This is a genomic window from Candidatus Hodarchaeum mangrovi (assembly GCF_975850365.1).
In genome coordinates, this window is sequence record NZ_CDLCQJ010000030.1 from 15,886 (window position 1) to 36,723 (window position 20,838).

The window sequence follows — 20,838 nt, forward strand, 5'->3', positions numbered from 1 at the left end:
ACGGCTCATGAAGATTCATTCAAATCGATATTCATCCACATCAATAACTGGTCGAAAACCAACTTTCATATAAACACTGTTTGAAGTTGGATTGGCTAGATCAGTGAATAGGTAACAAAACTTTTTTCCACTTTTAAGGACCAAGTTACAGAGTTTTGCTACTAACTCAGTAGCATATCCTTGATATCGAAAATGAGGAGGAGTATAAACTAATGTTATAGCTTGACCATTAGGAGTACCTCTTGAAGTTCTAGCGATAGATACAATAGTACCAGATGCTTTTAAGACAAAAACGTCTTTTCTTTGGATTGATTTAGGTATAATCACTTCCATTCGCTGAATATTTCTGAGAATTTGTTCGTGAGGAGCATTTACATGAATTTCTTTAATAAATTCTTTCCCCCAACTAATAAGCAGCTCTTTATCTTCCTCAGAAGCCGATTCAAATAAAAATCTGTCTTGAATATCTCGATTGACTTCCTTTAGCTGATAGATACGTTCATTCATATATAAAACTGATTTTTTACCCTTTTTAACCTTCCAAAGCTCATTAAATACTTGAGCACCCTTTTTAAATCCAAGAATACCAGAAATTTCATGATTATTTCTAATTAGAAGATCAACTAAAACAGGAATCGATTTTAAATTACTGGTTAATGAAATAATCTGGTTGTAAGGGGGAGTTCTGATGGAAACAAGCACTATTTCCGAATTATCATAGATTAAGATTAAAACAGGGTCATGAGTTGGATCATAAGCATGAATATCAACTTTGAGTGCATCCAAGATACCAAATATTAAGTTATTCTCTGCTTCATGTTTTAATAAAAAAGAATAGCACAAATCGTAGAATTCGCTAACATTAGAGTAAAATTTCCCATACATTGATTCAACTCTCTTTTTTATCTAGTTTTATCACTCGCATCGCTTTGCTTAGATAGGAAAAATCAGCAGTTTCAGGGTCATCAGTCTTAGGATCCCATCCAAATGCATAACTGGAATATTTAGGATTTTTTCGTACCATCCAATTGAAAAATTCCTCTAACCTTTCACCTTCTAAAATTTCAATTTTAGGATGAAAGCTTCGAAAACCAACTTGTACCGAGACTTTTTCAGGATTTGATCTAATATTTTGAAACCAATGAGCCTTTTTACCATAACCTGCTACAATATGAATGACTCCGTCAATTTTAAAATATTCAACGGGAGTTCTTCGTTTTTTTCCTGTCTTATGGCCAATAGTTGTAAGTACTATGATTCTAAATCCAAATCCAAATAATGGGAGAATTCTTAATCGATAAAGTGGTACGACAATTTTATTCATTATCTTAAAGAGTTTCAGAAATTTCTTGCTCGATTTTGGATCAATAGTCATTCTATACATCCATGACCCGGGTTTAGGTATATTTTCGGAATTCGACATGAAAATTCACTGAAATCCTTAGAAATACCAATATAAATATTCTTTTGCATTGGGATCTATTAATGAAATACCAATTTAAGAAACCTGATATTTTTAGCTGAATCTATTCAACTACTCGAAGAGCAGAGGGTAAATCCATCCTTGTAAGCTTACGAATTGATAATAAGGGTATTAAAGTCACTAAAACAATACCAATCCCCAAGACCAAGAATAAACTTTCAGGATAGAGATAGGCAGCAAGATGAACCTCATTCATAGCCTCTGTCACTCGTATCTGGAGAATATCGATTACAATAGGACCAAAACCAAAGAACCCTAGGATAGTTCCTAAAATACCCATTATCAATGACTCCACCATTAAAATACGTATAGAAGCTCGAATAGGAGTCCCAAAGGCTCCCATTGTGGCTAGTTCTCGTGTCCGTTCATCAATATTGACTGAAGTAGTATTATATACAATTAATAATGCTAATAGTAAAACAACATATTGAAGAACCTCAAAGATTGATGTAAACATTTCGATAAGCTCTTCATATACTTTAACCATTTTTGTAATTGACTGAATCCCATTATATCCTGGTAGTGGGAAAAAATCAGTCTGAATCGTAGCTTCAGTCACCCCTTCTTTAGGAATGATCATAATAGAGTTGGCAAAATCTGTAAAATTAAAGATGGGGCTGTTTATGCAATCTAAAAAGACCCAAAACCGAATTTCACTGTCTTGGATACCAATTATATTAAATGTCGTATTTCTTTTTGAATAATGGATATTTGATTCACGAAAAGGGTGCTCAAGTATGATTTTATCCCCTAATTCTACTTTTAGATCACGAGCTGTTTCTTTGGAGATAATTATACCAAAGGATAAATTTTCTAATGTCAAATCATTCGAAGTTACTGGGGTCCAAATCGAGTTTGACAAATTAAAACATCTTAAAGTTATACCAAACGAATCTTGTTCACTATAAATTTTAACTGGGACTTGGATCATTGGAACAGCAGATTTAATTTTAGAGTGTGTAGTAATGTTAATTACTGGAGATAATGACGTATTGTACAAAGTATTTAGAAGGATATCAATACGGCTTTCAGAATCACCTTTTAGAATCTGTTGTTCACTATCCAATAGCAAAGTAGCACCATCTACAAAGCTAAACACTGCTATAAGTACACAAATCGCTAATGCTATACCCATAAACGTTGAAACTGTCCGTCTAAGGTTACGAGAGACATTACGAAAGGGAATTTGAGTAAAAATAGATCCTGGAATCTTTAATCGAGTAATAAGGGGGGTAAATCCTTTGCCTGTTCCTAATTTTGCCCCAGTTTGAATTGCATTTATTGGTTCTATTCGGGAAGCTTGAATAATTGGGATAATAGATGCTAAGAAAGGGATTATAATCCCTAGTAAAGTGCCTTGGATGAATAAATCTGTCACTAACCACTCCTCCCAAACAGGATAGGGTATAACATCTTTTATAACTGCACCCAATCTATTACCAAAAATAATAGCAAAAAAATAACCTACAATAATCCCTCCTACAGCGATTTCTAACGAAAAAATAAGATATCTGTAAGCTATCTTCCGAGGAGTCACTCCAAGACCCATATTGATACCGATCTGTCTTCTTTGAGAGTTTACAACTCTCGAAATTAAATTATATGTTCCAAAGGCTGCAATAATTAGAATAAGAAACGAAAAAATATAGTATAAAGCTTGATCCCCTGGAATATCCTCTTCCTGTGTTTTATAAGAGGGATGATCCTCTCGTTCTAGAAAATTAAAATTAATTTGAGGATAATATAGTTCAAATTGTTCTTCGATCTCTGTTTTCAACACAGATGCATCTGCATCAGTAGTTAACGAAATTAAAAGTTCATTTACAAAATTTATTTCAATTGGCAATCCAAGGGACTGCTTAAGAATTAATTGTGCAGTTTCTAGAGGTATAAATAATGCACAAAATGATGATTGAGCCATAAAAAGGTTTTCCTCAATAACCATGAAGAATTCAGGTGTTAATACAGAGCCAATGAATGAAAGTTCAAATCCTCCAGAGATTTTGATCAACTGATTGGTAGGTTGTAGGTCATAATAGCTGACAAAATTATGTTCGAGTAAGCACACATTTCCTCTTGTTTCAGTGAATTGAATATGTCTACCATTTGTAATATGAACCTTATTCACATTTAGGTGATCTGAACCTTCGGTTACATTAATACCGATTATTCGGCCATTAACCAATATGGTTTGATTAGATGTTGAAGCATTAACTGTAGTTGGAAAGGTTAATCGGTATTCAAGAGCATCAATCCAATTACCATGGGTGAGATTATTAGAGATAATAGCTGAAAAATCGTCTTGTTTAATCCAACTCCCTGGAAGAAGACTGATTTTTAGATCAAACATTTTAAGTAAATCATTGCTGCTAGTAAACGCATTCCACCGCCACGGTGTGGTACTACTGAGTCCTGTGTATATCCCTGTCCCTAAACCAATTATTAAAATAATTGCAATAACTTGGATCTTACGTTGTTTTAAATCACGGAATGACCAGCGAAGAAGAAGTGCTTTTGACCCCATTTTTTACCACCATAACTCTTCAACTGGAACTTTTCCATTCTTAGGGGGACCATCTTTAGCAATCTTCCCTGAATGTAACTCAATTACACGATCTGTTACTCTAGCTATTTCTCGATTATGAGTGACTAAAATGATTGTTGCATGTTCTTGTTGCTCTAATAACAAACGTAGTATTTGTTGTCCAGTTTGAAAATCTAATTCACCTGTTGGTTCATCTGCTAAAATAATTGGGGCATTTTTCACCAATGCACGGGCAATTGCCACCCGTTGTTGCTCTCCTCCACTTAATTGATGAGGAAAATGGTTAATCCGTTCTTCTAAGCCAACAGCTGTGAGTGATTCAATTGATTTTTGCTTTGATTTCTTTATTCGTGCCAAATCAGCAACATATTGAACATTTTCTAGAGCAGATAGTCCTGGGAAAAGATTGAATGTCTGAAAAATAAAACCAATATGCTTCCGTCGAAAAGCATATTGCTTATTTCGATTATATTTAGTAATATTTATTCCATCTAGTTTAATCAATCCATCGGTGGGTCGATCTAATGCACCAATGAGGTTTAAAAGAGTTGTTTTTCCTGATCCAGAAGGCCCAAGCAGTACTACAAATTCATTCTTGTCAATACTTATATTTATTCCATCTAATGCTTTAACTGTCATAGGACCCATTTGATAGTACTTGATAACATTTTCAAGATTTAACAATCAATTCATCTGCTCCAATAATTATTATTTTATCAACAGCTCTGAATTTTTGGTAAATTATTACTATTTATTAAAGTTAGTATCTGTTCACTACTTTAGAAGCGATGTAAGGAATAGTTACATTACTTACACACTTTTAAAAAGGCCATTGTCAGTAAAAATAGTAGAGGAAGAATTAACATAAAAAGTGAAATCAGATATGGCTTGGTATATACCTCTATATGGAATTCTAATATTATTTAGCTCAATTATTTTGATTATTTCAGCATTTCTTACTATTCCTTTGTTCAAAAAGACACATGAAGAATCTTTTTTTCATATGACATTAACATTATTTCTTTTTTCGATTTTTCTCCTAATTATTAGTTTGTGTACTATTTTTCTGCCAGAAAAGACAGCAGAAGCTTTCCAAGGGTTAGAAATAATGCAATTAACTCCAATGATAAGGTTTTATGCTATTTTGTTGAATTTTACGATTTTTGAATTAACAATATTTTATCTAACCCTATTCTCTAACCGAATTCACATTATTGAGAGATATTTTCCACTTATTCCTGCCTTCTTTCTTGGATGGGTGACTGCCTCCTTGATTGTTTCAAATACTATTTTTGACGCTCTACTCTTCTACAACCTATATATTATTTTGCTCAGTGTTTTGCTATTGGTTCTAATTATGCTTATTCGTCTTAGAAATGTCCGTGATAAATTCAAAACGGCTAAATATGAGCAGAAACTTTTAACACATCTTATTATCATGTTATTAGGCTATTTTATTTATCAGGCTGCAGACCTAGTTAGCTTAATAGGAATTCTATTCTCAATGAATCTATTCACAATTAATACCATAATTCAATTCGCATTACTACCTATTCTAAGCATTTTATTACTCCTTCAAAGTCGTTCTATCTGGAAAATTGTCGATTCAGTTAATTTTCCTTTATTACTTAATGAACTAAGTTAACTGCAAATAATTGGCTTTAATTCCAGAAGAAAAAAACTCAAATATCAGAGTAATAATCGAACGACTGGTGCTTGAATGGTTAAGACTTCAGTTGTTTCTGTCAGAATCCCAAGTGAGGTTAGAGAAAAACTTGATAATTATGGGGAAATCTTACGAATACGTCCCTCAGCAATCGCAGCATTAGTCTTGGAAGACTGTATTGATTATTGGGTTAAACAATACAGTGAACAGGCATTAAAAAAGATATGGGAGCAATCTCCTCGTTAGAGATTATCAGATTTTTATTAAATGAGAAGATAAGCATCAGTACCATTAAATATTAAAGTTATTTCTAATTTAATTATAAAAAATTAACAATTTTATAAGTAAAAAGATTTTAATGAATACAACTAAGAATCCAAGATGATAGAGAATTTAACAATGAAGTTTAAAACAGGATTAACCATACTAGGAATAGGAAAACTCAAACCCTCCACTTCAATAAAATTAGTTGGTTCAATTGGACTAGATCATATAGAATTCGATAAATCAGTTTTTACGGATTTAGAAAATATAAAACAGGTACTAAAGGTACATCAGACAGCTATTCATGCTCCATTTACCCCTGATTATGCATTTGATTTATCATCTCCTCTAAATGAAGCTGATCAGTTTATTACTTCTATTCAACAGTCTAAGGAAGATTTAAAAGTTATTGGAGTAGTAGTACATCCACCTGAAGAGCTAAATGAGCTTTTCTATAACCGATTGACACAAATCCCCTTTCCCCTTCTTGAAAACCTTCCTCATCAGTCTTGGGAGAATTTCATGAAATTCAGGGATGAAGTTAGAGAAAATGCAACGAAGCGTTTTGGATATTGTTTTGATATCCCACATTCCTTTATAACAAATGGAAATGATTTTTTAAACGTACCTAATGAAGTATTGACTGCTCTTAGAAAGAATTCAGGTTATATTCATATCTCAGGAGGAGATCGACTTCAGGATCAGCATTATGCCTTGATCACTGATGGAGATCTGCCATTCAATAAAGTTAAAACGTTTTTAAAAGAAATCAATTTCTCGGGAACAATTAATATGGAACTTGTACCTCGGTCTTTGGATGATGTATCAAAAATGTTTAAATCTGTTAGTATTATGTTAAGTGTCTCAGGAAAACGATATCAGAGCTTAAAAGCTAGATTGAAAACTCCTTTTGTCATGTACAATATGAGAGAATATAAAGAAAGGATCAAAGAGGAATTAAAGTCTATTAAAGCCCATTACAGAATCTAATTTCTAGAAAATAAATCCAGACACTTTTTCAATCTTTTTTAAAATAGACACAAATCGTGGTTTTTATCTGTAGCTTTGTAACTTCACACATAATTAAAAATACCTAAAAACCATTTATTCCAAGGATTTATCGAAAATTATTGGTAAAAGTGAATATTTGTCATCAAACGAAGAGATCAAAGGTTTATTTTCTTCTAAAACTTAATAATCGCTTATAAGATATTTCTAAGATTCCTTCACTTTCGATTAATCGCCCTGCAAACCATATTCCTATTAAAACCCATGCTAACTGTGCTACAAGACTGAACCAAGTCAATAATGTTATTTCACCCAGATTTAACGATAAATAAATCGCAAATAAATACCCCAATAAAGGAAGTATAACCAATATTATCTGCAATGAACTATCAATTATTTCTAAGGGTAAAAAGGCAATTATAAGGGTACTTACAAGAGGAATTATCACTAATGCGGATATTACCATATTTGCTTCCCGTTCGTCTTTAGCCATGAGACTAAAGACAACAGCTGCAGTTATAACCAATAGAGAAACTATTACCAATCCTAATAAAACGTAAAATATAAATATCCAGACTGACACATCTGCTTCTGAGGCAATAGTTACAAGTAATGGCAGGACTTCACTTTTTATTGAGCTGGGTAAAAGTATAATTCCTAAGATAGTCAATCCAATAAGCGTAATAAGAGTTATTATAGCATTGAATACGACTAAAACTGCACCATAAAAAAGTTTTCCTGCAATAATACTCTTTCGTCCGATCGGTTGAAGTATTAATGTCTCTAAGGTTTTCTGTTCTCTCTCAATTGTAACAGAGATCAAAACAAGTGATAGTGAGGGTATTACCAAAAAAATTATTGCATAAAGGGGAATAAGTGTAATAAAAGAAGAAGCTATACTCTCTAATCCAGATGATCCAGAGAGACCTTCTGGTAATACAAAGACTCTGTTCAGATTAATAGGTCCAGCATAAAAAAAAATAATTACTTGGTTAAATAATTGAGAGATATTTAAAATGTTACTAACAATGGTTTGAGCTTTAACATCAATATTATCGTAATAGAGATAATATTGAGCGCTAAAAGATTGATTAATTGCATTACTGAAGTTTGCTGGTATGTAGAGTAATACAGAGAAATTTTTGGAGAGAAGTAGACCATTAAGATTTTCCTCAGATTTATTTATGTACACATAATCTTTTGTTAAATTATTAGATTTTAAGAGTTTATAAAATTCTTCTCCCCAATTCAATCCATTAATACCATCATCATCTTGGATGACGATTAATTCTAGTGGTTCATCAATAACAGCTGCAAGAGGTGCCAAAATAGCTATAAAAAGGACAAAAATTAAAATAAAAATCAAAGGTGTGGTGAAAAGAAGGAAAATTCTACGTGTAGATTTAAATAGAAGCTTTATTTCTTTAGTTGCAATTATCCAAGCTTCGCTGATCATTAACCGATCACCTCATCCATTTCTCCCGTCCAACCTATCAAGTTTACAACAGCATCTTCAAGATCAGCATCAGAACCAGCATATTGACTTATTAGATTTTTAGGAGTTCCCTCTGCAACTAGAACGCCTTTGTTTAGAACTCCAACACGATCACATAATCGTTCAGCACTGATCATATCATGAGTAGATAAAATAATCGTTGTATTTCTCTTTTTTGACAGAATTTTAATTATTTCTCTTAGTTTTCTGCACGCAAGAACATCAATTCCTGCGGTTGGTTCATCTAGAAATAATATTTGCGGATTACCAATCATAGCTCTAGCAATCATTAGTCGACGTTTCATACCTCCCGAATAGGTTTCAACACGATCCTTCTTCCGATCCTCTAGTCCAACAAGTTTGATTAGTCTGGGGATTTGTACCTCTTTCTCTACATTACTAATCCCGCGTAATGAAGCGATAAAATCCAAGTTTTCTAAAGCAGAAAATTCCTCATAAAGTCCAGCATCTTGAGGTAAACAACCAATGTACTTTCTTGCGATACTTGAATTTGTGACAACATCATTTCCAAAAATATACGCATTACCTGAAGTACTTTTTATCATCGTGGTTAGAATTCTGACCGTAGTTGTCTTCCCTGCACCATTTTCACCAAGCAAGCCATAAATTTCACCTTTTTTGACGCTAATATTTAGATTTTGAACTGCTCGGACTTCATTATTTCTGCCCAAGTTATAGATCTTGGTTAAATCCTTCGTAATTATAGCATTCGAATCTATCGCCATCTTTAGTAATTTCCTAATTTTAATAGAATTTAATTAATCATGAGATTCTATAATTCTTAATCTTTATCAATATTCCAACATAATACTAAAATTATCAAACTATTATCTTAGTCCTTTTTCCTGATTCATTTAAAATGAGAGTTTTGTTATATTAAGAATGTTAACAAGTCTTTTCTAAAATTTGAAATAAGTCTAAGATCAATGGAATTCGGTATATTCTTTATTAATTTCTTTAAATGGGTTAAAAAAAGAATCCTGATTCTAAATCATTCTAGAACAGGATTAATTATCAATGATTTTTGCATTTTTAAGACTTTTACTCTATTATTGAGATTTCTTTCCAAAATAACCCCCAAACACCAAGAAACACGAGACGGTTAAATAAATTATAAATCGTTCTAGTGTCCCTTTCATTAAACCCAGAAATTTCACTGTGCTATCGACTTCTAAACCAAGATAAGGAAAGAAAATAAACAATAAAATTAACAAAATTAATCCACCTATACTTATGAATATAGGAATAGGGGAACGCTCAATCTTGATAACCGATATTAGAAAGAGCGCTGCAAACACAAAAGTGAAAGCAGTAAAGATCCCGTGAAAAGGCCGACTATTTTCAGGAAAGAGTCCAACACCAGCTGTACAAATGCCAGTCAATAACAATAACAAAGTAGAAAGTGATTCCTGGTATTCTCTTTGAAGAATATAGGAGCATAGAATAACACATAGACCTAGGATCAATACTGACGAATTAAAAATAAGTGCAGTATTTCCTACACCTAATGTACTGACATAGTGAACAGCTGAACTATAATTAAGAGCAATTCCTTCAGCAATTAGTATTGAAAGGATGAATTGAACAGATCCGACAAATAGTAGTAAACCAATCGTTCCCCTCAAATTTATCTTTTGAGATATTGCAAACATTTTGATTCCACCGATATATAGATGATTAGCAGAAGAAAATTGGTGTTTAAATACTGATTTTTGCCGATATATTTTATGTAATTAAGAGCTGTAATTTCGAAAACGTAGTTAAAATTCTGTATTATTCCAAAAATAAACCTTTAAAACTTTTTGGTTATTCGAATAAACGCTATTATCTGTAGTAATTGGTATTAAGAATTTTTTAAAAAGAGGTAGAAGGAATTACGTTTATTAATTCCAACTTACTAACCTTCGTTCACCTTCTAAAGAACGGACAGCGGTGACATCTTGTGTGACTTCTAGAGTTCCCCGATATCGTCCTGAATCATCACGAATAGCGAAGTAACGAATGTGAATGAACTTACCAGCCATATTAATCCAAAATTCAGCCATGTTTTTCTGATTCGCTTTAAAAGCTTCTATAATTTCGTTCACTTTATGCAAACTCTTAGGTGGATGACATTTTTGGACTTTTCTCCCGATTACACCTGGACTACGAGGAAATATTCGATCTTTACTATCTGAATAATAAGCTACTTCATCCTTTTCATTAATAAATGAAAACTCTATCGGAAGATTAGTCATTATTAGATTAATTTGTTCTAAAGATAACTTACCAGTCTGTAGAGACAAAGTTTCATCAACCTGAGGTTCTTGACCCCTATGATGAATAATTTCTGGAGTAATTGGAACCCAGATATTCCCTGGAATCACCCCAAAAGCGAACCCTATTTCCTCTTCTCCTTTTCTCACATTTTGCCAGTCAAGACTGGTTAATAATTCTAAGCTAGTTGGAAAGAGAATTGTCTCTTCTTTGAAGATCATATCCTCGATCTGTTGGGTCAAATTTTTAACATCAACATCCACCCCTTGGCGAAGTAGTTTACGAATTTCATCATGCTTTGCCCACATCACTTGTGAGGGACCCTCAAATTTTTTCTTTTCCAGCATGGGAAATAATTGATTTTCCAATCGGGTATAATGAATTTCGATTTGACCTAGTTTCTCTAATAATTCTGGTTTGGGTTGTTTGCGAATTTCTACAATTAACTCTTTAGCAACACGATTCTCCTCCATATAGGTGAAAACAGGATGGCCCGGACTTGTTAACGGTTTTTGATTCTCATTTAAGGCATCTTCAAAAATACCGACATGAAGATCACACAAAAGGGTTATTTGATCAACTGTTAACTCCCCAGAATTGATTAACTCTTGTTCCATGGAAGCAATATCCGTTGCTTCAATATCACCAATAATTTCTTTGAACCGTGCCTTTAATGAAGGTAAATCCCCTCCTGCATGGAGCTCTAAAACGAGTGCTTTCAACATTTCTCGTTTTCGAACATGTTCATCTTCCCAACCACTTTTTCGGGCATCACCAACCTTGGTTTCTATTTTAGTGCCTGTTTGTTGTTCAATCTGATTAGAAAAAAACATAATAACAGATTTTATGTCACGATTGATCATATCAGCGACATCAGTTAATGTTGCGCGTCTACCAACTGTCTTACGAAGGATTGGATTCCGAAACCGTTTTAATAGAGGATCTAATTCTACTAACTTTTCTTCTAAAAAAGGAAACTTGTCAATTAGCTCTATAACTTTGGTTGCTTCCGATAATACAAATTTAGACAAAAATTTCACCTTGAAAAACAATTTAATTAACAATTGATAAGCTTTATTTGAGAGGATTTAAATCAAAAATATGCCTTTAAATAAAATTTCAATTTGAAAAACCCAAGTTTAGTTTAAATAAATGAATGAAATGTCATTAAAAAGACACAGTAAATAATTAATTCTATATTATTAAAAATTCGAGTCAATCCAGACAATAATACTATCTCTCACCTTACGAAAAGCAGAGAGTATTTCCTCATCGGTTCCAGTGGTTTGACTTGGATCAGGAAAACTTTGATGCAAAATTTTTTTCCCATACGGGAAAAAAGGACATATTTCTTTAGCTGTATCACATACAGTTACAATATATTCTATTTCTTCATTTAGGAATTGATTTACATGTTTTGATTTGTGGTTAGAGATGTTGATTCCTATTTCTCTCATAACTTCTATAGCTAAGGGATTTACAACGGTTGGTTCAGTACCAGCACTATAAACCTGATACTTATTTCCTTTTGTATGGTTTAAATACCCCTCAGCCATCTGGCTTCTCGCACTATTATGAGTACAAATAATGAGAATTTTTTGCTTTTTAGAAGTTCTTTTCATAAAAAGTCTCACTTGTTAATCATTTTACCTAATATCTACTCACTTTCCTGTTTTTATTAACCTGATTTATTTGTTTATATAATATAACAGAGTCAAAAGTATCTTTCTAAAACTGTAGTAAATTAATTAATAAATTCCCATTATCAAATATAACGGATTTTAATAAACTATTATCCTATGAGGATTGATATAACGTTCCGTCGGGCAACACCCAATGATTTCAACCATGTTAAAGTGATTTCGGAAAGCGTGTGGAACCAAGATTACCTTATCACTAATTTTTTTTATATTTTAGAAAATCCTGAGAATAATTTCTTTGTTATTGAACAAAATGGGAAACTTGTTGGATGTATTAATGCAAGAATATATAATTTTGAAGATAAATTAGGTTATCTTGAAGCACTACGAGTAAAATCTGACAGCCAAAATCATGGGATTGGAACATGTTTAGTTTCAGATGCTTTAAAGTTCCTGTCTCAGAAGGAAATTAAAACTGTTTATTATGTTACAGGCTTTACAAATGAACCATCAAAACAGGTAGCTATGAAAAATAAGTTTATAAAAGTCTTTGAATGGCCCATTGGGTATATCAAAAATCCATTAGAACTTATATCTGAAAATTTTGTTGTTAAGAAATCTATTGAACCGTCTTCAACTGAAATATTAGATTTCCTTAAAGAGAATGAATACCAATGGGTAAATATGATTTGGAAATTCTTCCCACTCTCAAGTTCTACACTAGTATTCGCTAAAGAACTATCAAATTCTCACTTTCTATTTTCATCTAATAAGGATCTTTTATCATTAGTAACAATTTCACCACAATCTGAGGGAATCAGATTAACTGGGAATTTGATGGGAAAACCAAATAGGGAGGCTTTAATCAATTTATTACAGCAAATAAACTCCATCTACCCTTTTAGGTCTATAAATGAATGTAGATTTATTGTAGAAGAAAAAAATTTAGAAATATATTCAAAAATAGATTTTATGGATTTTCAAGCCAATAAAGCATTAATATTGTTTCAAAAATCATTAACCACAGGGATATAATCATTTTATTAATTCTAAGCTACTGGGAAGAAAAGTTTGACTATCAGGGAACCCTTCTCTTACCATATTTTAGGGATAAGAAGATAAGGAACCTTGTTAATATAATTAGTTTATCCTTTTAGATAATTAATTATTGCTTTTTCCTCATATGTACTTCTTATCGCTATCACTCTAAATAATTGATTGAATTAATCCATAAAGAATAAAAGAGCTTGTAATTAACCTTCAATAGAATTATATCTTAATATTCAAATTTTAAAAACTCGGATGTGTAAAAATCGCAAATCGTTCCACATATCAAGAAATTAAAACCTTCAGCAACCCTGGCAATAAACGAACTTGTATTAAAAAAACGTTCACAAGGGGATAAAGTTTATCATATGGGATTTGGGGAGTCACCGTTTCCAGTACATGAATTTATAAAGCAGTCTTTGTGTAGAAATGCTGATAAAAAGAGTTACTTACCCACTCAAGGCATTTTAGCGTTAAGAGAACAAATATCTGAATTTTATAAAGAAATTTTCAAACTAAACTATTCAGCAGATCAAATTATAGTAGCTCTGGGAAGCAAATCGCTTATATTTCATTCTATTGCTGCTATAGATGGAGCTTTGCTTCTACCCACTCCTTCTTGGGTCAGTTACCAACATCAAGCATATTTAGTAAATAAAAAAATAATTTATATGCAAACTTCTCCCGATAATTCATACCTTTTAACACCAGAACAATTATTGTCGACCTTAGACCGATATTTTAAAGATAAAAATCAACAAAAGGTTTTACTCTTAAATTATCCTTCTAATCCAACAGGTCAATCCTATTCACGATCACAATTAGAAAATTTGGTTCCTATTCTCCGAAAAAACAATATAATCGTCATTTCTGATGAAATATATTCTCTCATTACTTATAATAATCATAAACATCACAGTCTAGCCCAATTCTATCCTGAAGGAACCATTGTTAGTGGAGGATTTTCAAAAGATAGATCACTTGGAGGATATCGATTAGGAATTCTACTATTACCGAAGTACCAAAATGACCTAAAAAGAGCCATACTTTCAATAGTGAGTGAAATTTGGTCATCTGCAGCATCTCCCATCCAATATGCTGCTATAGATGCCTACAATACAGATTCTGTAATGATTGACTACATTAAAACTTGTACAGAAATTCATCAGTTAATGACTGGATATTGTTACAAACGCTTTTCCAAAGCTGGTATTCATTGTCTTCGCCCAAAAGGGGGTTTTTATTTATTTCCAGATTGGAATAATTTTACAGAGGAATTAAGCACATTAGACATCACCACTGGAAGAAAACTTGGAAAATTCTTATTGAAGAAGTATGATATAGCGACACTACCAGGTTCAGAATTTGGGATGCCCAGAAAACATCTAAGTCTTAGAGTTTCCCCAGTAGATTATAATGGAGAACTTGTTTTAAAAGAATTTCAAAAAAAACCTATTAAAACAGATGGAGAGAGTGAAGATTTTCTAATTCGAAATGCTCCCAATATTAAAATGGCCTGTGATAGACTAGAACAGTTTACATCGTCTTTGTAAGGTCTAATATTCTATTTTTCTTTAATAAAGTCATTGATCTTCTAGAATATGATATTCTTCATCATATTCCGATAAATAATCTCCAAATCTTTGAAGAGGGTAAGGTTGCTGCTTTTTCATATCTAACATTATTTGATTATATGGTTTTAAATAATAGGGCATCTCTTTTTCAAAGAAGAATCTTTCTGAAAAAACTGGTTTTAAGTCACTTATCCAAACAGCATCAGGATCATATTTAGCGAAGAAAGGACGATTCACCCATTTAGAGTTTCGACTCTGAATAAATCGAAGTACAAATACTCTTCTCTGGAATTGCTCAGAAACTCCCATAATTTCAATTTTTCCAGGTGTACACGACATTGATGGCCCTCTTACCGTACGAGCTAATCCGCTCACTTTAGAATAGGCATTCTTAAAGATTTGATGAGCTTGAGCTAAATTTACATTAAAATAATGTTGAGCTCCAGTATCGCGAACTATAAACATATAATAAGGAATCATACCTAATTTTACTTGCTGTTTCCATAATTTTATCCATATTATAGACTGGTCATTAATATGTTTCAAAAGCGGTGATTGGGTTCTTATTTGAGTACCAGTTTTTTGTATGTTCCTTACCGCTTGTGTCACAACTTCAGTTTTTAATTCATTGTAATGATTGAAATGTGCCATAAAAGCCAAATTTACTCCTGAGTTTGTAACTTCAGAAAATAAATCCAATATTTTTTCAGAATCATTATCAGAAACATATCTATAAGGCCAATATGTCAATGATTTCGAACCAATTCGTATTGAACTCAAATTAGGAAGATCAGCATCTAACAACGGTTGAATATACTTACGGAGGGTATCACTCTTCATTATCATTGGATCTCCCCCAGTAATCAAAACATCAGTAATATATGAATTGTTACTCAGATAACGAATTAAATTCTCTATTTCTTTTGTTCCAAACTTTAAACCGTTCAAATTCACAAACTGTGGCCATCTAAAGCAAAATGTACAAAAAGCATGACAACTTTGTCCTTTCAATGGGAATAAAAGGATAGTTTCCCTGTACTTATGCTGCATTCCCTGTAATCTTTTACCAAAAAGAGAAGGCACATTATATTCTTTTTGACCAGCAGGATGAGGATTTAACGCATATCTGATCTGTCTTATTACTTTGAAAATAGCTTCTTTTGAACCTTTATCTATAACTTTTTTTATTTTGAGATAATGATTGGGAGAAAGCATCTTTTTTTGAGGAAAAACCAGTTTAAAGATTGGATCATGATGATAATTATCCCAATCGATTAATTCTTCAATTATATAATTATTAGCCTTAAATGGAAGGATGTGAGCAACAATTTTCATATCATCAATTAGCTGCTTCTTTAGTCCTTTAGCTTCCCCGATTTCGTCAATTTTCTTAAATGTTATGGGAATATACTCTTCACTCAGGATCTTAAGACCTCCTTTGGTTAATTAAGAAACTAAACTATTTTTACCAAAATAAGTCTCTTAAAAACAAGAAAACCGATTCATCGATTATTTAAACCGATCTGAATAGAAACCTCTGTTTTAAAATCGAATAACTTCTTTTAGAAAAATAAGTTCTATTTATTCCTATTAAGATTATTTAATGACCACTAAATTTTTTTCATTTAAAAAGTTTTATGCTTTGAATTTCATTAGATACGTGTCAACAAAAAAATTATTATTTTGGAAAATTAAAGAAAATTAGACTAAATTATCTTCTAGATGATTAATTCCAGTTTTTTTAAATATTTCGGAATAAATATCACAAAATATAAGTATTAAAGACCTCTTGAGTTATTTTTGAGCATCTAGAGAAAGAAAATTGCAATAAAAATGTCTGAAGACTTTTTCTAAAGAAAAGACCTTTGATGTCATTTTCACTGAGGTCTCTCTCTCATAAAATTAAAAATTTGCATATTAATAAAGAAAAAAAGAAAAAATTTGAGTGAAACAAAAAATGCAAGAGAATTTAGTATATCATAACGAGAATAAACGAAAATTTTACAATCAAGTAAAAGAATTACCAACTGGAGAGAAATATATGGGGATGATTATTGGAGGAAAACATCATTGGAATTATAAAGATGGAAATTGGAAGGAAATGAAAGTAGCTCCAGATCAATGGACTTTTTCATTTAGCTGTAATAAATATCGAATTCCAGATGCCCCAGAAGGAACAGGAGCGCTAAATAATACTCAATTTAGATGGTTTATTGTCGCAGATCAGCAGGTTACAAAAGTCAATGCAAATTGTTATGAGACAGAAATGAAAGGGATAAAATTTAAAGTCGCCCATAAACGCCCTTATTGGAAAAACTGGAGTTATGAATATCAAAATGTAGAATATGAGGATATAATAATCAAATTCCTTGAGCAAATAATTGAAAATCTTAGAAAAAGAAAATAAGATCTAAAAAAACTGAATCAGAATGTCCATTCAATCTCTTGAAGATAAGTGATAAAGAATAAAAATGAGGGTTTTTAGCTTTTATTTAAAATCAGGAAAAAGTGTCTTTATCTATGCCTATAATAATTGATGATTCCAAAAAGGATGAATTAAAGATAATTCAACGCGGGAGTACCTCCCGAGCATTATTTTTCTTTATAATGGGTTTAATAGCTCAATTATTGCTTATTTGGGGATACTGGAACTTTCTAGAGGTCGCAGGCCCTTGGACTTTTTTCTGGCTTGGAATGATTAGTAGTGAATTTTTTCCTTTCTTTCAAACCCTGTTTCTTTTTGGTGGAGGCTGTTTTCTTATTACTCTTCGAGAAGTGGGTTGGACTGAACTATGGATAATTAAAAAGGATTTATTCCCCGATTCAGATGGAATTCAGAATATAAAGATGTTATTTAGATGCCCAAAAACAAAATCTATCTTTAAAGACCAGATTACGACGTTAAGGCTTCATGTAGTACCATTAGATAGAATAAAACTCTATAATCGCTATCAAATTGAAATAGACTATCGATTGACACCCAATAGTTCATTAGAAAGTGAAATATTATACAAAGATGAAGGAGAAACAGCTAAATCAAATGTATTTCGCCTAGCACAAAAAATTCAAGAAATCTTAAAATTAGAAATACAAAAAACCGAAGCTGAACCTCAAGTTCAACCTTAAAAAAAGAAAAAAAAGGGAATGGAAACGATTTCCCCATTTTATTAGAAATATCTTGTAGGATCTGCCATGCCACGTTTCCTTGGTTTAGTAGATAAGGTCTTGAATTCATTACGAAGTTCAGTAGGTAAACGACTGGGTTTTTTGAATCCTTCGATTGAATCTTTTGCAAAAGAATAGATGAAAGACCGAAAAGCAACTTTCATGGGCATTGTTACAACATTATACGGCAAAATTCCAAGAATCAAAAAAACAATAGCAAAGAATATACCAAAACCAAGTTGCTGGCCGACTGCTAAACCAAAACCAAATCCAATTATAACCCATAGGAAACAATTAATGATCGCAAAAATGAATGTAGCCAACCCAAATCCTGATTCCCCTACCAATACATCTAATAAGGCATTCCAAGTTGTTTTCGCGGAATCCTTGATGGAATCTTTTAAACCTCGTTTGTTCTGAACAATTGAGATCAACGTGAAATAGTTTAGAAACATCCAGATTGCTCCGAGAATGGAAATAATAATGCTTGCAAAAGCTGCAAAAACAACTCCTGCTACAACAGCACCCATATCTTGTCTTCCTTGTGTTGTTCTCATTCTTTGAGATCTTCCACCTCCTGTAGCTATTTGCATAATCAGCTTTACTGTTGCCATTGCAAACGCAAACTTGATGATAATAGGAAAAACTTGACGAACATCTTTCATTGCTGAATTTAAGTCTGGGTCTAAACCTCTATACCAATCGCTCGCATATGAAATAACACCAGCAGAAAGACTATAGTAGACTCCAAGATAAACAACCAAGTATATATATTCAAAGATAATTGCAACAATAGTTCCTATCATGCTTAATTCGGATTCACCAGAGGTATTTTGGACTGAAAAAATGTTTACAATTTTTAAGAATCCAAACAACATGAAAAAACCAGTGATTATACTAAAAATTCCTAATAAGAGCGGCATTGCTAGAACTGCCTTCTCATCTAGTACTAGTTGAGCTGAAAATTCAACAAATTTTCCACTGCGTTTAATCATGGTAAATTTCCAAATGACAAATATCAGAAATAGTACTCCTAGACCAGCAACAATAATACCAATTAAAGAAACAGCAGCTTGTTCTTCACCAGATAGCAATAACCCTCCTCCAGCCATAATTGCCCCAAAACCAATCATAAACAATGGAAAAAGGATACAGACCGCTATTGTGACTTCTTGAGCAATCTTACTCATGATCCATACAAGTATATAAGCTAGAATCAAGGTAACTACCAGAAAGATTAAACCAAATGCAATTAACAACGGTAAAAATGGTAATGATAATGGGACTAATACAGCTAGACCACTTGATATATCTTCTAGTACACTCGCATTTGCTGGATCTACAATGTAATCTATGAAAGCATAAGTTCCAAAAGCATACAGCACAAGAGCTATTAGTAAATACAACAAAGAAGGAATACTGGAGAACTCCGTTTTTATGTCAGGTTTTTTGTAACTTGATACACTCAATAAATCTCACCAAAATTCTTCATTTTTATAATGTATATTATTGTACCTCCCAAGGTAGTATTAATGAACTATTCAATCTTAAAAAGTTTTGGAGTTTTATAATTAAACTTGGTCACTATTTTTAGAATTCTCTTTCAAAAGCTTCTAAAAAAAAGTTTTCAAAATTCTATCTTAAATAAAAGAAATCAAAAGATCTCCAAAATCAGGAGGGTACCAATGACCTAAGTCTGGATATTCGAGAAACTGGCATGAAATCCCTCCCTTGTTTAGCATGTTGACAAGTTGTTGAATACTCTTATGAGGAACAGCTTCATCTTTATCACCCAAGATAATCATCCCTCTCAAATCTTCATTCTTAGTATCTTCAATTAGGGGTTTCCATCTTTCAGGTTCGTTCATCCACTGACCACCAGGTGCTATTACAATAAATTTATGTACACGAATAGTACTAGTAAGTGCTAACCAGATTGCTAGCTCTCCACCAGCTGATAAACCACCTACAATAGTTCTCTCTAGATTAAGTGAATTCTCTTGGTCAAGTTTATTTAAATATTCTTTAATTTGAATGGCTGCAGACTCATGATCAGGCCAATATGCACTATCTTTGCCTGACCAGAATACATTTGTTGATCGAGGCATTCCTAAAATATACCCTTGGTTAACAATATTCTTCCAAGATTCAAATTCTTCCTCAACAAAGCCACTACCAGCATGAAGGGCTAACATTAATGGATAGGGAGGATTCACATTATCAGGAATAGCTGTAATATCATAGACTTCCTTTAAAAATGGTTTAGAACGTTCTATGCTCTGATTCAGTAATTTTTGAAACTCGGGAAGCTCCTGAAGTGGTTGTAACGATGGACTCTGTCTTAAAACATATTCTGAATACCATCCCCCTTCATCAAGAATATTACGTAATAATTCGATTGCTAGGTCATACTGATTTAATTTGGCTGCAGCGCAAATCTGAGAGTAATAAAGTGCAGGTTTGCCGTAAGAAAAGTTCTTATGTTCATTTTTTATTAATTCAATGACTTCTTCATATTTTCCAGCGTTATATAGCCTATAAATTATTCTTAAAAGCTCCCAATATTTTTCGGGATTCATAATTCATCCTTTCAGCCGGTATGGGTATACTTAGGGTTCTGTTGACCATCAGATAAGATATCTTTGAAATTTGGAACTTTTATTTTGTTTGAACA

Annotated in this window: 19 protein-coding genes; 7 read left to right on the forward strand and 12 right to left on the reverse strand. The window is 32.4% G+C overall.

Annotated features, from left to right (window positions below; all coding sequences use genetic code 11):
* Positions 1-15: 15 nt before the first annotated feature.
* The 4 genes from ACWVCY_RS03795 to ACWVCY_RS03810 form a co-directional block, all read right to left on the reverse strand.
* Entirely contained in the window at positions 16-885 is an 870-nt protein-coding gene (locus tag ACWVCY_RS03795) for a GNAT family N-acetyltransferase (RefSeq protein ID WP_455140386.1), read from the reverse strand.
* Between the two features lie 4 nt (positions 886-889).
* Complete coding sequence (locus ACWVCY_RS03800; protein WP_455140388.1) at positions 890-1,423, reverse strand: nitroreductase/quinone reductase family protein; 534 nt, start codon at positions 1,421-1,423, stop codon at positions 890-892.
* Positions 1,424-1,526: 103 nt separating this feature from the next.
* Positions 1,527-4,007 (reverse strand): ABC transporter permease, encoded by a 2,481-nt coding sequence (locus ACWVCY_RS03805; RefSeq protein ID WP_455140390.1) that lies wholly within the window; start codon positions 4,005-4,007, stop codon positions 1,527-1,529.
* A gap of 3 nt (positions 4,008-4,010) precedes the next feature.
* A complete protein-coding gene (locus ACWVCY_RS03810) occupies positions 4,011-4,712 on the reverse strand; it encodes an ABC transporter ATP-binding protein (protein WP_455140392.1) in 702 nt (233 codons plus the stop codon).
* A gap of 199 nt (positions 4,713-4,911) precedes the next feature.
* On the opposite strand from ACWVCY_RS03810, the gene ACWVCY_RS03815 reads away from it, so the two are divergent.
* The 3 genes from ACWVCY_RS03815 (at position 4,912) to ACWVCY_RS03825 (ending at position 6,948) form a co-directional block, all read left to right on the forward strand.
* Complete coding sequence (locus ACWVCY_RS03815; RefSeq protein WP_455140394.1) at positions 4,912-5,673, forward strand: hypothetical protein; 762 nt, start codon at positions 4,912-4,914, stop codon at positions 5,671-5,673.
* A 75-nt stretch (positions 5,674-5,748) separates the two neighbouring features.
* Complete coding sequence (locus ACWVCY_RS03820; protein ID WP_455140396.1) at positions 5,749-5,940, forward strand: hypothetical protein; 192 nt, start codon at positions 5,749-5,751, stop codon at positions 5,938-5,940.
* Positions 5,941-6,093: 153 nt separating this feature from the next.
* On the forward strand, positions 6,094-6,948 hold the full coding sequence (locus ACWVCY_RS03825; protein ID WP_455140398.1) for a sugar phosphate isomerase/epimerase family protein: 855 nt from the start codon (positions 6,094-6,096) through the stop codon (positions 6,946-6,948).
* A 184-nt stretch (positions 6,949-7,132) separates the two neighbouring features.
* Here the strand turns inward: ACWVCY_RS03825 and ACWVCY_RS03830 are convergent, their stop codons facing one another.
* The 5 genes from ACWVCY_RS03830 to ACWVCY_RS03850 all read right to left on the reverse strand — a co-directional run bounded on the left by ACWVCY_RS03830 (position 7,133) and on the right by ACWVCY_RS03850 (position 12,360).
* Positions 7,133-8,422: an ABC transporter permease gene (locus tag ACWVCY_RS03830; protein ID WP_455140399.1), complete on the reverse strand. Its 1,290-nt coding sequence runs from the start codon at positions 8,420-8,422 to the stop codon at positions 7,133-7,135.
* A complete protein-coding gene (locus tag ACWVCY_RS03835; protein ID WP_455140401.1) occupies positions 8,422-9,207 on the reverse strand; it encodes an ABC transporter ATP-binding protein in 786 nt (261 codons plus the stop codon). The genes ACWVCY_RS03830 and ACWVCY_RS03835 overlap by 1 nt, the downstream gene beginning before the upstream one ends.
* Before the next feature lie 324 nt (positions 9,208-9,531).
* Positions 9,532-10,134: a DUF998 domain-containing protein gene (locus ACWVCY_RS03840; protein WP_455140403.1), complete on the reverse strand. Its 603-nt coding sequence runs from the start codon at positions 10,132-10,134 to the stop codon at positions 9,532-9,534.
* Between the two features lie 231 nt (positions 10,135-10,365).
* Positions 10,366-11,769, reverse strand: coding sequence for a DUF438 domain-containing protein (locus ACWVCY_RS03845; protein ID WP_455140405.1), 1,404 nt, complete (start codon positions 11,767-11,769; stop codon positions 10,366-10,368).
* Positions 11,770-11,940: 171 nt separating this feature from the next.
* Positions 11,941-12,360 carry an arsenate reductase ArsC gene (locus ACWVCY_RS03850; RefSeq protein ID WP_455140407.1) on the reverse strand — a complete coding sequence of 140 codons (420 nt, stop codon included), beginning with the start codon at positions 12,358-12,360 and terminating at the stop codon, positions 11,941-11,943.
* A gap of 177 nt (positions 12,361-12,537) precedes the next feature.
* On the opposite strand from ACWVCY_RS03850, the gene ACWVCY_RS03855 reads away from it, so the two are divergent.
* A complete protein-coding gene (locus ACWVCY_RS03855) occupies positions 12,538-13,413 on the forward strand; it encodes a GNAT family N-acetyltransferase (RefSeq protein ID WP_455140409.1) in 876 nt (291 codons plus the stop codon).
* A 380-nt stretch (positions 13,414-13,793) separates the two neighbouring features.
* Positions 13,794-14,978, forward strand: a complete 1,185-nt coding sequence (locus tag ACWVCY_RS03860; protein WP_455140411.1) for a pyridoxal phosphate-dependent aminotransferase — start codon at positions 13,794-13,796, stop codon at positions 14,976-14,978.
* A 30-nt stretch (positions 14,979-15,008) separates the two neighbouring features.
* Here ACWVCY_RS03860 and ACWVCY_RS03865 read toward each other — a convergent pair whose 3' ends face one another.
* Positions 15,009-16,334, reverse strand: a complete 1,326-nt coding sequence (locus tag ACWVCY_RS03865) for a KamA family radical SAM protein (RefSeq protein ID WP_455140413.1) — start codon at positions 16,332-16,334, stop codon at positions 15,009-15,011.
* 622 nt (positions 16,335-16,956) lie between these two features.
* On the opposite strand from ACWVCY_RS03865, the gene ACWVCY_RS03870 reads away from it, so the two are divergent.
* Together ACWVCY_RS03870 and ACWVCY_RS03875 are read left to right on the forward strand one after the other, a co-directional pair.
* Entirely contained in the window at positions 16,957-17,406 is a 450-nt protein-coding gene (locus ACWVCY_RS03870; protein ID WP_455140415.1) for a hypothetical protein, read from the forward strand.
* A 113-nt stretch (positions 17,407-17,519) separates the two neighbouring features.
* Positions 17,520-18,125, forward strand: a complete 606-nt coding sequence (locus ACWVCY_RS03875; protein ID WP_455140417.1) for a hypothetical protein — start codon at positions 17,520-17,522, stop codon at positions 18,123-18,125.
* Positions 18,126-18,166: 41 nt separating this feature from the next.
* On the opposite strand, the gene ACWVCY_RS03880 is transcribed toward ACWVCY_RS03875, so the two are convergent.
* Complete coding sequence (locus ACWVCY_RS03880) at positions 18,167-19,633, reverse strand: hypothetical protein (protein WP_455140418.1); 1,467 nt, start codon at positions 19,631-19,633, stop codon at positions 18,167-18,169.
* Between the two features lie 171 nt (positions 19,634-19,804).
* Entirely contained in the window at positions 19,805-20,743 is a 939-nt protein-coding gene (locus ACWVCY_RS03885) for an alpha/beta hydrolase family protein (protein ID WP_455140419.1), read from the reverse strand.
* Positions 20,744-20,838: the final 95 nt, after the last annotated feature.

What these genes read in the sequence shown, in the direction of transcription:
- ACWVCY_RS03795 (WP_455140386.1), bottom strand. Translation starts at nt 885, where the DNA reads ATGTATGGGAAATTTTACTCTAATGTTAGCGAATTCTACGATTTGTGC.
- ACWVCY_RS03800 (WP_455140388.1), bottom strand. Translation starts at nt 1,423, where the DNA reads ATGTCGAATTCCGAAAATATACCTAAACCCGGGTCATGGATGTATAGA.
- ACWVCY_RS03805 (WP_455140390.1), bottom strand. Translation starts at nt 4,007, where the DNA reads ATGGGGTCAAAAGCACTTCTTCTTCGCTGGTCATTCCGTGATTTAAAA.
- ACWVCY_RS03815 (WP_455140394.1), top strand. Translation starts at nt 4,912, where the DNA reads ATGGCTTGGTATATACCTCTATATGGAATTCTAATATTATTTAGCTCA.
- ACWVCY_RS03820 (WP_455140396.1), top strand. Translation starts at nt 5,749, where the DNA reads ATGGTTAAGACTTCAGTTGTTTCTGTCAGAATCCCAAGTGAGGTTAGA.
- ACWVCY_RS03825 (WP_455140398.1), top strand. Translation starts at nt 6,094, where the DNA reads ATGAAGTTTAAAACAGGATTAACCATACTAGGAATAGGAAAACTCAAA.
- ACWVCY_RS03830 (WP_455140399.1), bottom strand. Translation starts at nt 8,422, where the DNA reads ATGATCAGCGAAGCTTGGATAATTGCAACTAAAGAAATAAAGCTTCTA.
- ACWVCY_RS03835 (WP_455140401.1), bottom strand. Translation starts at nt 9,207, where the DNA reads ATGGCGATAGATTCGAATGCTATAATTACGAAGGATTTAACCAAGATC.
- ACWVCY_RS03840 (WP_455140403.1), bottom strand. Translation starts at nt 10,134, where the DNA reads ATGTTTGCAATATCTCAAAAGATAAATTTGAGGGGAACGATTGGTTTA.
- ACWVCY_RS03850 (WP_455140407.1), bottom strand. Translation starts at nt 12,360, where the DNA reads ATGAAAAGAACTTCTAAAAAGCAAAAAATTCTCATTATTTGTACTCAT.
- ACWVCY_RS03855 (WP_455140409.1), top strand. Translation starts at nt 12,538, where the DNA reads ATGAGGATTGATATAACGTTCCGTCGGGCAACACCCAATGATTTCAAC.
- ACWVCY_RS03860 (WP_455140411.1), top strand. Translation starts at nt 13,794, where the DNA reads ATGGGATTTGGGGAGTCACCGTTTCCAGTACATGAATTTATAAAGCAG.
- ACWVCY_RS03865 (WP_455140413.1), bottom strand. Translation starts at nt 16,334, where the DNA reads ATGAAAATTGTTGCTCACATCCTTCCATTTAAGGCTAATAATTATATA.
- ACWVCY_RS03870 (WP_455140415.1), top strand. Translation starts at nt 16,957, where the DNA reads ATGCAAGAGAATTTAGTATATCATAACGAGAATAAACGAAAATTTTAC.
- ACWVCY_RS03875 (WP_455140417.1), top strand. Translation starts at nt 17,520, where the DNA reads ATGCCTATAATAATTGATGATTCCAAAAAGGATGAATTAAAGATAATT.
- ACWVCY_RS03885 (WP_455140419.1), bottom strand. Translation starts at nt 20,743, where the DNA reads ATGAATCCCGAAAAATATTGGGAGCTTTTAAGAATAATTTATAGGCTA.